The organism is Kitasatospora sp. NPDC001547, from assembly GCF_042894165.1.
In the GTDB taxonomy this organism is placed as follows: Bacteria; Actinomycetota; Actinomycetes; order Streptomycetales; family Streptomycetaceae; genus Kitasatospora.
This window is the reverse complement of the sequence record NZ_JBIAVL010000027.1, coordinates 54,406-66,649: the sequence shown is the minus strand read 5'-3', so window position 1 is coordinate 66,649 and position 12,244 is coordinate 54,406. Positions and strand designations below refer to the sequence as shown.

Below are 12,244 nucleotides of genomic sequence, written 5' to 3'. Positions count from 1 at the left end.
GGACGATCAGGCCACCTTGATCGTCCGCTCGCCCCGCCGGACCGTCACCTCGACCTCGCCGCCGATCGCCGCGGAATACGCCCGCAGGTTGTCCAGGCTGTCGACCTGCCCGTGCTCGATCTGCGACACCCGCGCCTGGCTCACGCCCATCAGCGCGGCGACCTCCTTCTGGGTCAGCCCAGCCGTCTTCCGCATCTCGGCCAGCTCGTAGCCACGGATCTGAGCAAGCATCTCCTGGCGAACCAGCGCTCGCCTCGTCTCCGCCTCCGGCGTCACCAGCTCGGGAAACCGCTTCACGACCTCGGCTCGCACCTCGGTCCACCTACGCCCCTTCATCGGCGTGCTCCGTTCCGTTGCTCCTCGACGTAATCTGCGTAGCGCATCTCAGCCAACGGGATCGACTCGTCGTACCACTCGGACCAACGACCGGATTTGTCACCGGCCACCAGGATGATGGCCTCCCGTTCCTGGTCGAAGACGAATAGCATGCGCACCTCACTGGCGCCCGACGAACCCGGCCTCAGTTCTTTGAGGTTGTGCAAGCGGCTGCGGTGGATCCGATCCACCGCAGGCCGCCCCAGGGTCGGACCCTCGTCAGCCAACAAGTCCAGCGCCTCAAGAATGTTCTCCGCCGTTTTGGGGTCGTCCTCGCAGACCTGCAAGTACCACTCCTCAACCGGCGCCAGAAGCGTGATCTCCCACATACGGCTACGTTAAGTTGTCTCTTATACGTTACCGCGCGCTTCCCCGCTCAATCCACTCCTGCGAGGGACAACACCCACCGCCCAGCGCGCCCCCGGCGCACTACCCCCGCGCCGCGTGCCAGAGGTCGGCGACGATGGCCTCCGCCGGGCCCGTGCGGGCGAGCTTGTGGGCGGTGCCGGCCCACAGGTGCATGGCGGACGTGTCGCCGCGGCGGGCGGCGGCGGTGCGCAGGGGGGTGGTGAGGTGGTGGACCTCGGGATAGGCGGGCGGGGCGTACGGGCCGTGGCGGTCGATGAAGGCGTTGCGCAGGCCGCGGGCCGGGCGGCCGGTGAAGGCGCGGGTGACGGCCGTCTCCGGGAGCTCGACGAGCGCCGCCCGGTGGGCGGCCGAGGCGCCGGACTCGTCCGACCGCAGCAGCGCCGTGCCCAGCTGCACCGCCACCGCCCCCGCCCGCAGCGCCGCCGCGACGGCCGCGCCGTCGCCGAGCCCGCCCGCGGCGACCAGCGGCAGCGCCGTCACCTCCCGCACGGCGCCCAGCAGTTCGAGCAGCGGCAGCTCCCCCGGCCGGTCCGCCACCCGGTGGGTGCCCCGGTGGCCGCCCGCCTCCGGGCCCTGCACGCACAGCGCGTCCATCCCGACGGCCTCCGCCGCCCGCGCCTCTTCCGGCGTGGTGACGGTGCCGACCTGGGTGCTGCCGGCCGCCCGCACCGCCGCCGCCTCCTCGGCCGTCGGCAGCCCGAAGGTGTACGAGACCACCGGCACCGGGTCCGCGAGCAGCGCGGCGAGCTTGGCGTCCCAGTCGTCCCGGTCCGGCCCGATCTCCTCCGGCAGCGTCACGCCCCACTGGTCGGCCTCGGGCCGCAGCCGCTCCCGGTACGCCGCGACGGCCGCCGCGTCCCCGGGCGGGCCGGGCACGAAGAGGTTCACCCCGTACGGCCGGTCGGTCGACCCCCGTACCGCGGCGATCTGCTCGGCCATCCCGGCGGCGGTCCTCATCCCGGCCGCCAGGAACCCCAGCCCGCCGGCCCGGTTCACCGCCGCCACCAGCTCGGGCGTCGAGGGGCCGCCCGCCATCGGGGCGGCGATCACGGGTACGGCGAGCCGGTCGAGCCGGACGGTCATCGGGCGCTCCTCACACTGCCGCGGGCACGGAACACTGCTGCGGGTCCGGACCGCTGCCGCGGGTACGGCCCGCTGCCCACCCTACGCTCGGCGGATCAGCCCCCGCCGCCGCGCCTCCCGCACCGCCGCCGTGCGCGAGTCCACCCCCAGCTTGGTGTAGATGTGCACCAGGTGGGACTTCACCGTGGCCTGGCTCAGGTGCAGCCGCTGGCTGACCTGCTGGTTGGTCAGCCCGTCCGCGACCAGCCCCAGCACCTCGGTCTCCCGGGCGCTGAGCGCCGCCGCCGGCGTCCGCATCCGCTCCAGCAGCCGGTCCGCCACGCTGGGCGCCAGCGCGCTGCGCCCGGCCGCGGCCGCCCGTACCGCCTGGGCCAGCTCCTCCGGCGGCGCGTCCTTCAGCAGGTAGCCGGTGGCGCCCGCCTCCAGGGCCGGCAGGGTGTCCGCGTCGGTGTCGTACGTGGTGACCACCAGCACCCGCGGCGCGCCCGCCCGGGCGGTGATCGCCGCGGTGGCCTGCGCCCCGTTCATCGCCGACCCCGGCCCGAACTGGAGGTCCATCAGCACCACGTCGACGCCCGCCTCGGCGGCCAGCTCGACGGCCCGCTCGGCGGTGGCCGCCTCCGCCACGATGGCGAAGTCCGGCTCGCACTCCAGCACCGCCCGCAGCCCGGCCCGCACCACCGGGTGGTCGTCCGCGATGAGCAGCCGGATCACGGGCCGGCCTCCGGGGCGACCGGCAGCTGCACCGCCACCGTCGTCCCCTGCCCGGGCGCCGACTCCACCGTGAAACCGCCGCCGAGCGCCCGTGCCCGGGCCCGCATCGACGGCAGTCCGAACCCGCCGTCCCCGCCGGCGCGGCCGGCGGCCGCCGCCGGATCGAACCCGGCCCCGTCGTCGTACACGTCCAGTGCCACCTCACCCTCCATGTAGCTGAGTGTCACCTCGGCCCGGGTGGCCCCCGCGTGCCGCACGGTGTTGCCGAGCGCCGACTGCGCGATCCGCAGCAGCGCGACCTCCTGCGCGGCCGGCAGCCGGACCGGGTCACCGGAGACGTGCAGGTGGACGGGCAGCGCGCCGTGCGCCGCCGTGGTGGCGCAGAGCCGCTCCAGCGCGACCGGCAGCGGGTCGCCGTCCAGCGCGGGCGGGGTGAGCGCCCGGACGAACCGCCGCGCCTCGTCCAGGTTGTCCTGGGCGGCCTGCCGCGCCTGCTCGACGTACCCGGCGGCGGTCTCGGTGCGCTCCGGCAGGGCCCGCTGGGCCGCCCGCAGCAGCAGCTGGACGGAGCTGAGGCCCTGCGCGAGGGTGTCGTGGATCTCCCGGGCGAGCCGCTCGCGCTCGGCCAGCACGCCGGCCGCGTGGTGCGCGGCGGCGAGGTCGGCGCGAGCGGCGGTCAGCTCGTCGATCAGCCGGCGGCGCTCCTCGCTCTCCCGGTACAGCGCCTGGTAGCCGAGCACGGTGGCGGTGGCGACGGCCGCGCCGAGCGCGGGCCCGATCGAGGCGGCGAAGCCGAAGCTCCGCTGGTGCCAGGACCACGCGGCGATCGCCGCGGCGGCGGTCAGCCCGACGGCGACCAGCCCGCCGCGCCGCCCCAGCAGGTGCAGCTCCAGGAAGTACAGCGGGAACGCCAGCCAGACCCCGTCCTGGGTGGCGATCAGCACGCCCGCCCAGGTGACGCCGAGCAGCGCCAGCCAGAGCGCGGCCGCCCGGCGCGAGCGGCGCACGGCGGCCAGCTGCGGTCCGACGGTGTAGACGGCGGCCATCGCGGTGGCCGCGGCGGCGACGGCGGCCGGATCGCCGCCCCGGTCGACGAGGACGGCCCGGGCGACGGCGAGCGCCAGCAGGCCCGCCACGAGCAGGTGCAGGCAGACCTGGAGGACGCGGGCGACGGGGGTGGTCCTGGATCGTTCGGTCGCCATCCGTCCAGCCTAGGTTCCGCACTCGGAGCCCGGCATCAATCAAAAGGTTGAACTCCGCTTCTGCCCTTTGATGCCCAGGATGCAATCCCCGGCGCGATGCCTCCGGGCCCCCTGGCCCGGGACGGTGGAAGAGTCGAGAACACCTGTGCAGAGGAAGGCTCACCTTGTTCGTCGCCTGGAGGGACCTGAGGTTCGCCAAGGGGCGGTTCGCCCTGATGGGAACCGTCATCGTGCTGATCACCGTCCTGGTCGGCCTGCTGTCCGGGCTGACCGCCGGACTCGGCCGGCAGAACATCTCCGCGATCACCGGCCTGCCCGCCGACCACCTGGTCTTCGGGAGACCCGCCGACGGCCAGAAGCTCTCCTTCACCGACTCCCAGGTCACCCCCGAGCAGTGGCAGGCCTGGGCCCGCGAGCCCGGCGTCACCTCCGCCGAGCCGCTCGGCATCACCACCACCAAGGCCGCCGCCGGCCGGCGCACCGCCGCGCTCTCCGCCTTCGGCGTCCCGGAGGGCTCCGGGCTCGCCCCGCAGGGCGTCCGGATCGCCCCCGGCCAGGCCGTGCTGTCCAGGACCGCCGCCGAGAACCTGGGCGGCCTCGCCCCCGGTGCCGGCCTCACCCTGGCCGGGCACCCGCTGCGGGTCGCCGCCGTCGAGGGCGACGCCGCGTACAGCCACACCCCGGTGATCTGGACCAGCCTCGCCGACTGGCAGCAGGCCGCCCCCGGCGGCGCCGGCCACGCCACCGTCATCGCCCTCCGCACGGCCGGCGGCGCCGACCTGGCCGGCGCCGACGCCCGCCACGGCACCGAGACCCGCACCCGCGACGACGCCCTCACCGCGATCGGCTCCTACACCTCGGAGAACGGCTCCCTCCAGCTGATGCGCGGCTTCCTGTTCGCCATCTCGGCCCTGGTGATCGGCGCGTTCTTCACCGTGTGGACGATCCAGCGCAGCGGCGACATCGCCGTCCTCAAGGCCCTCGGCGCCTCCACCCGCTACCTGCTGCGCGACGCCCTCGGCCAGGCCGTCCTGCTGCTGGTCGGCGGCACGGTCGTCGGCACCGCGATCGCCCTCGGTGCCGGCTCGCTGATCGGCTCCGCCGTCCCGTTCGTGCTGGACGCCCCGACCCTCCTGCTGCCCGCGGCCGTCATGATCGCCCTCGGCGCGATCGGCGCGGCCCTGTCCATCCGCCGGATCACCTCCGTCGACCCGCTGACCGCCCTGGGGAGTGCCCGATGACTCTGATCCTCGACCGCATCACGCTGACCTACCCGGACGGCGACGGCCGGCTCACCGCGCTGGACGAGGTCTCGCTGACCGTCCCCGAGGGCTCGCTCACCGCCGTCGTCGGCCCTTCCGGCTCCGGCAAGTCCAGCCTGCTGGCGGTGGCCGCCACCCTGATCGCCCCGGACTCCGGGCAGGTCGTCATCGACGGCACCGACACCACGGGCCTCGACCGGGCGGAGCTCACCGCGCTGCGCCGCACCAGGATCGGCATCGTCTTCCAGCAGCCCAACCTGCTGCCCTCGCTCACCGCCGTGGAGCAGCTGCAGGTGATGGCCCACCTCGACGGCCGGGCCCCGCGCGGAGCGCTCCCCCGCGCCCTGGAACTGCTGGACGCCGTCGGCCTGCGCGACCAGGCCGCCCGCCGCCCGCACCAGCTCTCCGGCGGCCAGCGCCAGCGGGTCAACATCGCCCGCGCCCTGATGAACGACCCCACCGTCCTGCTGGTCGACGAACCGACCAGCGCCCTCGACCACGAACGCGGCGCCGCCGTCCTCGACCTGATCACCGACCTCACCCACCGCCGGGCCACCGCCACCGTGCTGGTCACCCACGACCGCACCCACCTGACGGCCGTCGACCAGGTCGCCGAGGTCCACGACGGGAGGCTCACCCTGCCCGCGGCGGTCTAGCCAGGCAAGGAGCTCCGCCGCCGAAAGCCTGCCCGGGAAAGGTCTCGAAGAGGTGCTCGGCCATGTCGAGCGCGTTGTTCCGCACGCAGTGATTCCTCTGCGCGCGATTCTCTGACGCCGACCATCGCCCAGTACTTCACCCGGACGGGCGGTTCGGCCCCTACCGGGACCGCAGGCGCAGGGCGGAGGGCTCCTGCTCGGCGGGCTTGTCCTCGCCGGCCCACAGGGAGCGGACGTGGCTGAGGTGGCGGGTCATGCAGGCCTCGGCCCCGGCCGCGTCGCCGGCCAGCAGCAGGTCCAGCAGCTCCAGGTGCTCCTCCGCCGAGGAGACCAGCTCGCCGCGCTCGTCGAGCCGGTTGAGGCCGTACAGCCGGGAGCGCTTGCGCAGGTCGCCGACCACCTCGACCAGCCGGGCGTTGCCGGCCAGCCCCAGCAGGTCCAGGTGGAACTGGCGGTCGGCCTCCAGGTAGCCGATCAGGTCGTGCTTGCGGGCCGCCGCGACGATCGCCTCGGCCTGCGGGCGCAGCCGCTCCAGCTGCTCCCTGGTGGCGGTGCGCGCGACCCGGCCGACGGTCGGGACCTCGATCAGGGCGCGGATCTCGGTGTAGTCGTCGAGGTCGCGGTCGGTCAGCTCGGTGACCCGGAACCCCTTGTTGCGGACGGCCTCGACCAGGCCCTCGCGGGCGAGGTCGAGCATGGCCTCGCGGACCGGGGTCGCGGAGACGCCGAAGTCGGCGGCGAGCGCGGGTGCGGAGTAGACGACGCCGGGGCGCAGTTCGCCGGAGATCAGGGCCGCCCGGAGCGCGTGGGCGACCTGGTCGCGAAGCCGCTCCTGTACGGAGATCAGGGTGCGGGATTTGAGGTCGGCCATGGTGTTCCTCCGGGTGGGTGCAGAACACCAGCGTACAATGTCACGTTACGTTGCGTACGCAACCGCCCATGATTCGAACACCCGCCACGGCAGGCTCTCGTGGCGCCGAAAGCCATGGTGGCAGTGGCCGTCGGCCGTGACAACGGCCGACGGCACACGACCTTCGGGTCCGCACGGAGGGCTACGCCCGGCGGAACCGGCCCACCAGCGTGGTCAGGCTGGCCGCACCGTCGCCGGCCGCCACGCCCCGGCGGACCGCCTCCGCCAGGACGGCCGGCAGCGCGCCGTCCACCCCGGAGGCCTCCGCGGTGTGCTGGACGTGCTCGATGCTCGCCAGCGCCATGGCCAGCCGGTCGACGTCCCCGCGGTGGTCCCCGGCGGTGATCCGCGGCGCGTAGAACTCCATCAGCCGCGGCACCAGCGAGGCGGTCGGGAGGGCGTACGGCAGGAACTCCTCGGCCGGGATGCCGTTGGCCTCGGCGATCGACATGGCGTGCAGGTAGCCGACCATCGAGGACCAGAACAGGTCCATCTGGATCTGGTAGTACAGCTGCGCCAGCCCGGGGTCGTCGCCCCGGTAGTCGGCCCCGGTGAGCACCTCCAGGGCGGCCCGGTGCCGCTGGAACAGCTCGACCGGGCCGCTGTAGAAGGTGGACGACTCCGGGCTGCCGATGCCCGACGGCGGCACCTGCACCCCGCCGGTCAGGTGTCCGGCACCGCGCTCGGCCAGCCAGCGGGCGGCCTCCCGGGCCCGCCCGGGGGTGTCCGAGCTGAGGTTGGCGATCACCTTCCCGCCGAGCACCGGCTCGACCGACTCCAGCACCTTGAACACCGCGTCGTAGTCGGTGAGGCTGAGCACCACCAGCTCGTTGGCGGCCACCGCCGCCTGCGCGCCGGACGCCTCCCGCGCACCCCGGGCGACGAGCTCGTCGGCCCGCCCGGCCGTGCGGTTCCACACCGTGACGGCGTACCCGGCGTCCAGGAACGCCCCGGCCATGGCGTGCCCCATCGGGCCGAGCCCGATCACCGTCACGGATCGCTTCGACTGCTGCTCCACGGACATGCGTCTTCCCCTCCTCTGGAACGAACGCTCTATTCAGAGCGCCGGAGCCGACGCTAGCACAGGACTGGAACGAACGCTCTACTCAGAATCTCGGCTAGGATCGCGACGTGAAGACGCCCGAGAGAGTCGCCGCGAAGACGGCCTCGAAGACAGCCGCGACGGCCGTCGCGAAGGCACGCGCGAAGACGACCGCGCAGGCCGAGGCGAAGCCCGGCACCCGCGAGCGGATCGTCCGGGCCACCTCGCGGCTGCTGCAGCGCCAGGGGTACGAGGGCACCGGGATCAAGCAGATCTCCCGCGAGGCCGAGGCCACCCTCGGCTCGGTCTACCACTTCTTCCCGGGCGGCAAGCAGGAGTTGGCCGCCGAGGCGATCCGGCACGGGGACGAGGAGTTCGCCGTCCTGCTGCGCGCCGGGTTCGACTCCTCGCCGGACCTGGGCGAGGCGATGACCGCCTGCACCCGGCTGCTCGCCGAGGAACTGCGCGCGTCCGACTGGCAGGACGGCTGCCCGATCACCAGCACCGCGCTGGAGACGGTCGGCCGGGTGCCGGTGATCGAGGAGGCGGTGACCGAGGCCTTCGCCAACTGGCAGGCCGTCGTGGCGGAACGGCTGAGCGCCGCGGGCATCGGCGAGGAGGACGCCCGCGAGCTGGCCGGCACCGTGATCAGCACCCTGGAGGGCGCCGAGCTCGCCGCCCAGGTCGCCCGCAGCGAGGAGCCGCTGCTGGTCGCCGGCAAGCACCTGGCGCGGCTGCTCGGCTCCTACCTCGACGGTCGGCCCTGACACCCCGGCGCCGAACCCCCGCCGCCGCCACCGCCGCCACCGCCATCACCGTCGGAGAACGTGAGGAGCCGGCGCAGCGGGGGATCCCTTCCCGCTGCGCCGGCTCCGGTCTCACAACTCCCGACCTCGGCCAGGAGTAACGGACTTGTCGATCGATATCGCGCTGTACGACGGCCGCCCGAACAGCGGCCACCGGACCGCCCCCAGGATGCTGCACCTCTCCAGTCCGGGCGAGGCCCTCGACGACGCCCTGGCCCGGCACACCGATCCGGCCCGCCACCGGCTGGGCCGGATCGACCCGTACCGCGACACCCTGTTCAACGAGCAGGACGCCGGCGCGGCCTTCGAGGAGGCCACCGCCCTGCTCGCCCGCTGCACCACCGAGGCGCAGCGGGCGGCCGTCCGCGAGCTTCGCAACCTGCTCGCCAACTGCGCCGCCATCCCGGGCAGTTGGCTCGTCCTGCAGGGTGACTGAACGGCTACTGCCGCCGGTACGCCTCCGCCGCGACGGCCAGGTCCTCCCAGGCCATTCCGACGCTCTTGAAGAACCGCGGCCGCCCGTCCGGCACCAGCGCGTCGCCGCGCACCAGCTCCGCGAGGTTCCACAGCTGCCGCCCGGCCACGCCCGCCATCACCAGGTCCCCGGCCTCCCGGTCCACGACCGCGCGGGCCTCCACGTACAGCTCGGCCCGCTCCACCAGCAGCCCGTCCACCTCCCGCGCGTCCGGCTCGTGCGAGCCGACCGCCGCCACCGCCGCGTGCGCGGGCACCAGCCCGCCGTCGAACAGCGGCGTGCGCGCGGTGGTGCAGCAGACCACCAGGTCCGCGTCGCGGACCGCCCGCGGCCCGCCGACCTCGGCCGTCAGCCCGAGCTTGCGCGCGTACGCCGCCAGTGCCTCCGCCCGTTCGGCGTTGCGCGCCACCACGGTGAGCCGGCGCAGCGGCCGGACGGCGAGCAGCGCGTCCAGGTGCCCGTACGCCTGCGGCCCGGAGCCGAACAGCACCAGGTGCTCGGCTTCCGGCACCGCCAGCCGCCGCAGCGCGGCCGCGGTGACGGCGGGCGTGCGCAGCGCGGTGAGCGCGGCGCCGTCCAGCACGGCGAGCGGCTGCAGGGTGGGCCCGTCCAGCAGCAGGTAGCTGCCGGTGATCCGGGGCAGCCCCCGCTCCGGGTTGGCGGGCGCGACCCCGGCGATCTTCACGCCCGCGAACGGCCCGGCGGCGGCCGGCATCATCAGCAGTTCGCCGGCGGGCACCGGTACGGCCGATCGGGCGGGTGCCGCCTCCGGGTCGAACCCGTCCAGCAGCACCCGCTCGATCGCCCCCACCGCACCGGCGGGCCCGAGCCCGCCGGTGCCCGGCACGGTGTACTGGAGCGGCACAACCTCCGTACCGGGCGGTGCGGGCGGGCTCATGGCGGCCGGCTCCCCGGCGGACGGGCTCGTGGCGGCCGGCTCCCCGACGGACGGGCTCACAGCAGGAACCCCGTTCCCAGCTCGTCGCCCGGCTCCAGGACGAAGCCGTGCTCGCCGGTGCGGAAGGCCGTCCCGCCGACCTCGGTGACCACGCCCGCGCCCTGCGGGTCGCCGCCCGCGAGGAAGCGGCCGGTGAACACCGTCCCGATGACCGACTCGTGGCGCAGCGGCTCACCCGGGGCCAGCCGGCCCTCGGCGGCGAGCACCGCGAGCCGGGCGGAGGTGCCGGAGCCGCAGGGCGAGCGGTCGATCTGGCCGTCGGCGAAGACGGTGACGTTCCGCTGGTTCAACACCCCGTCCTCGGAGGGGAGTTCGTCGTACAGCACGACCCCGTACACGCCCGACAGCCGGGCGTCCGTCGGGTGCGCGACCGCCGCCGACCCGGCCAGCGCCGCTCTGATCTCCCGGCCCACGGCAGTGAGTGCGGGCAGCTGAGCCGGTTCCACGGCGAGCCCCAGGGCGGCGGCCGGCACCGAGGCGTAGCAGGCGCCGGAGTGCGCCACGGCGACCTCCACGGTGCCGCGCGAGGTCTCCACCGGGAGCTTCAGCGCGGTCACCCGGCTGGGCACGTTGCGGAAGGTCACCCCGGTGGTCCGTCCGCCGCTCCGGTGCACCAGGGCGGTGACCCGGCCGGACGGCACGTCGATCCGCACCCGCGCCACGCCGTCCGCGGGGGCCGCCACGAGTCCGGACTCCACCGCCCAGGCGCCGAGCGCGATGGTGCCGTGGCCGCAGGCGGTGGAGTAGCCGTCCTTGTGCCAGAAGAGCACGCCCAGGTGCGCCTCGTCGTCGTCCGGCGGCACCAGGAAGCCGCCGTACATCCCGGCGTGGCCGCGCGGCTCCCGGCTGAGCAGCTGCCGGACCTCGTCCAGCGCGCTGGGCCGGGGCGCGGTCGCGCTGCCGCCCGCGCCGAGCGCGATGGCCCGGCGCTCGGCGACGGTGTCGCCGGGGATCGGCGGCACGCCGTCCAGCACGATCCGGAACGGCTCGCCGGCCGTGTGGTAGTCGACGGTGCGGACGAACATCAGGCGCCACCTCCCGGCAGCACGCTGACGGTCCGGCTGACGGTGTAGAAGTCCAGGGCGGCCTGGCCCTGTTCGCGGTCGCCGTGGCTCGCGCCCTTGGCCCCGCCGAAGGGCAGGTGGAAGTCGACGCCGCTGGACGGGGCGTTGATCCGGATCATGCCCGCGTCCAGCCGGTCGGCGGCGGCCAGCGCCACGTCCAGGCTGCCGGTGTGCACCGAGGTGGAGAGGCTGTGCGGGGTGTCGTTGGCGAGCGCGACCGCCTCGTCCAGGTCGGCGGCGGCGTGCAGCACCGCGATCGGGCCGAAGAACTCCTCGCGCGCCAGCGGGTGTTCGGCCGGCACGTCGGCGAGCAGAGTCGGCTCGACGTACCAGCCGGCCCGCTCGGGCACCCGGCCGCCGGTCAGCACGGTGGCCCCGGCCTCGACGGCCGAGGTGACGGCGCCGGTCAGCCGCTCGCGGGCGGCGGCGTTGATCACCGGCCCGCAGACCGCGTCGTCGACCGCGCCCAGCGCCTTGACCAGCGCCTCGCGCAGCGGCTCGTACGCGGCGCCGACCGCGATCACCCGGCTGGTGGCGGTGCACTTCTGCCCGGCGTACCCGGCGACGGCCGCGGCGATGTGCCCGGCGGCCTGCGCGATGTCGGCGTCCGGCAGCACCAGCGCGGCGTTCAGCCCGCCGAGTTCGGCCTGCACCGGCACCCCGCGCTCGGTCGCGGCCCGCACCACGGCCCGGCCGACGCCGGTCGAGCCGGTGAAGGAGACCACGTCCGCGGACTCCACCAGCGCCGCGCCCTCCGCCGCCGCGCCGGGCAGCACGGTGAACACGTCCTCGGGCAGCCCGGCCAGCTCGGCCAGCCGCAGCGCGCAGGCCGTCGCCTCGGGCGCCGGCTTGAGCACCACCGCGTTGCCGACGGCCAGGGCCGGCGCGGCCTTCCAGGTCGGGATCGCCAGCGGGAAGTTCCACGGCGTGATCAGCCCGGCCACCCCGTACGGGCGGCGACGGGTGAGCAGCAGCCCGGGCCCGGCGGCGGTCTCGTGCACCGCGCCGGAGGGCGCGTACGGCGCCTGGGCGTAGTAGCGCCAGATCGCCGCGGTGCGGGCGACCTCGCCGAGCGCCTCGGCCGACGGCTTGCCGACCTCGCGCACGATCAGCGCGGCCAGCTCGTGGGCGTGCGCCTCCACGGCGTCCGCGATCCGGCCGAGCGCCGCCGACCGGGCGCCCGCCCCGGCGGCGAGCCAGTCGCCCTGCGCCGCCCGGGCCCGCCCGACGGCGGCCCGCACGGCCTCGGCGCCGGGCTCCTCGACGGCGACCACGAGGTCGTCCGGGTCGGCGGGGTTGTACGAGGTGATGGTCACGGCCGGCAGCCC

At 75.1% G+C, this 12,244-nt stretch carries 14 protein-coding genes; 4 read left to right on the top strand and 10 right to left on the bottom strand.

The features are described from left to right. Positions 1-6: 6 nt before the first annotated feature. From ACFY0X_RS32270 to ACFY0X_RS32250, 5 genes are all read right to left on the bottom strand, one after another. Positions 7-312: a helix-turn-helix domain-containing protein gene (locus ACFY0X_RS32270; protein WP_387759905.1), complete on the bottom strand. Its 306-nt coding sequence runs from the start codon at positions 310-312 to the stop codon at positions 7-9. A gap of 20 nt (positions 313-332) precedes the next feature. After that, the gene (locus ACFY0X_RS32265; protein WP_387759903.1) at positions 333-704 is read right to left on the bottom strand and encodes a type II toxin-antitoxin system RelE/ParE family toxin; all 372 of its coding nucleotides are present in this window, start codon (positions 702-704) and stop codon (positions 333-335) included. A 100-nt stretch (positions 705-804) separates the two neighbouring features. After that, positions 805-1,827, bottom strand: a complete 1,023-nt coding sequence (locus ACFY0X_RS32260; RefSeq protein WP_387759902.1) for a nitronate monooxygenase — start codon at positions 1,825-1,827, stop codon at positions 805-807. An 81-nt stretch (positions 1,828-1,908) separates the two neighbouring features. After that, positions 1,909-2,541 (bottom strand): response regulator, encoded by a 633-nt coding sequence (locus ACFY0X_RS32255; RefSeq protein ID WP_387759901.1) that lies wholly within the window; start codon positions 2,539-2,541, stop codon positions 1,909-1,911. Beyond that, complete coding sequence (locus ACFY0X_RS32250; RefSeq protein WP_387759899.1) at positions 2,538-3,743, bottom strand: sensor histidine kinase; 1,206 nt, start codon at positions 3,741-3,743, stop codon at positions 2,538-2,540. Before ACFY0X_RS32250 ends, ACFY0X_RS32255 begins: the two co-directional genes overlap by 4 nt. 164 nt (positions 3,744-3,907) lie before the next feature. On the opposite strand from ACFY0X_RS32250, the gene ACFY0X_RS32245 reads away from it, so the two are divergent. Beyond that, positions 3,908-4,984, top strand: coding sequence for an ABC transporter permease (locus tag ACFY0X_RS32245; protein WP_387759898.1), 1,077 nt, complete (start codon positions 3,908-3,910; stop codon positions 4,982-4,984). After that, positions 4,981-5,661 (top strand): ABC transporter ATP-binding protein, encoded by a 681-nt coding sequence (locus ACFY0X_RS32240; protein ID WP_387759896.1) that lies wholly within the window; start codon positions 4,981-4,983, stop codon positions 5,659-5,661. Before ACFY0X_RS32245 ends, ACFY0X_RS32240 begins: the two co-directional genes overlap by 4 nt. 160 nt (positions 5,662-5,821) lie before the next feature. Here ACFY0X_RS32240 and ACFY0X_RS32235 read toward each other — a convergent pair whose 3' ends face one another. Both ACFY0X_RS32235 and ACFY0X_RS32230 read right to left on the bottom strand, forming a co-directional pair. Next, the gene (locus tag ACFY0X_RS32235) at positions 5,822-6,532 is read right to left on the bottom strand and encodes a GntR family transcriptional regulator (RefSeq protein WP_387759894.1); all 711 of its coding nucleotides are present in this window, start codon (positions 6,530-6,532) and stop codon (positions 5,822-5,824) included. Between the two features lie 181 nt (positions 6,533-6,713). Continuing rightward, a complete protein-coding gene (locus ACFY0X_RS32230; protein ID WP_387759892.1) occupies positions 6,714-7,595 on the bottom strand; it encodes an NAD(P)-dependent oxidoreductase in 882 nt (293 codons plus the stop codon). 227 nt (positions 7,596-7,822) lie between these two features. Between ACFY0X_RS32230 and ACFY0X_RS32225 the strand changes: the two genes are divergently transcribed. Further along, positions 7,823-8,380, top strand: coding sequence for a TetR/AcrR family transcriptional regulator (locus ACFY0X_RS32225; protein ID WP_387759930.1), 558 nt, complete (start codon positions 7,823-7,825; stop codon positions 8,378-8,380). A gap of 145 nt (positions 8,381-8,525) precedes the next feature. Further along, positions 8,526-8,855, top strand: coding sequence for a hypothetical protein (locus tag ACFY0X_RS32220; protein WP_387759890.1), 330 nt, complete (start codon positions 8,526-8,528; stop codon positions 8,853-8,855). A 4-nt stretch (positions 8,856-8,859) separates the two neighbouring features. On the opposite strand, the gene ACFY0X_RS32215 is transcribed toward ACFY0X_RS32220, so the two are convergent. The 3 genes from ACFY0X_RS32215 to ACFY0X_RS32205 are packed head-to-tail and all read right to left on the bottom strand — an operon-like array spanning position 8,860 to position 12,241. Then, on the bottom strand, positions 8,860-9,792 hold the full coding sequence (locus ACFY0X_RS32215) for an ornithine cyclodeaminase family protein (protein WP_387759889.1): 933 nt from the start codon (positions 9,790-9,792) through the stop codon (positions 8,860-8,862). A gap of 56 nt (positions 9,793-9,848) precedes the next feature. After that, a complete protein-coding gene (locus tag ACFY0X_RS32210) occupies positions 9,849-10,877 on the bottom strand; it encodes a proline racemase family protein (protein ID WP_387759888.1) in 1,029 nt (342 codons plus the stop codon). Beyond that, positions 10,877-12,241 carry an aldehyde dehydrogenase family protein gene (locus tag ACFY0X_RS32205; protein WP_387759928.1) on the bottom strand — a complete coding sequence of 455 codons (1,365 nt, stop codon included), beginning with the start codon at positions 12,239-12,241 and terminating at the stop codon, positions 10,877-10,879. Before ACFY0X_RS32205 ends, ACFY0X_RS32210 begins: the two co-directional genes overlap by 1 nt. Between the last annotated feature and the right edge of the window lie 3 nt (positions 12,242-12,244).

Coding starts and splice junctions, on each gene's coding strand:
- ACFY0X_RS32265 (WP_387759903.1), bottom strand. CDS start 704: ATGTGGGAGATCACGCTTCTGGCGCCGGTTGAGGAGTGGTACTTGCAG.
- ACFY0X_RS32260 (WP_387759902.1), bottom strand. CDS start 1,827: ATGACCGTCCGGCTCGACCGGCTCGCCGTACCCGTGATCGCCGCCCCG.
- ACFY0X_RS32250 (WP_387759899.1), bottom strand. CDS start 3,743: ATGGCGACCGAACGATCCAGGACCACCCCCGTCGCCCGCGTCCTCCAG.
- ACFY0X_RS32240 (WP_387759896.1), top strand. CDS start 4,981: ATGACTCTGATCCTCGACCGCATCACGCTGACCTACCCGGACGGCGAC.
- ACFY0X_RS32235 (WP_387759894.1), bottom strand. CDS start 6,532: ATGGCCGACCTCAAATCCCGCACCCTGATCTCCGTACAGGAGCGGCTT.
- ACFY0X_RS32230 (WP_387759892.1), bottom strand. CDS start 7,595: ATGTCCGTGGAGCAGCAGTCGAAGCGATCCGTGACGGTGATCGGGCTC.
- ACFY0X_RS32215 (WP_387759889.1), bottom strand. CDS start 9,792: ATGAGCCCGCCCGCACCGCCCGGTACGGAGGTTGTGCCGCTCCAGTAC.
- ACFY0X_RS32210 (WP_387759888.1), bottom strand. CDS start 10,877: ATGTTCGTCCGCACCGTCGACTACCACACGGCCGGCGAGCCGTTCCGG.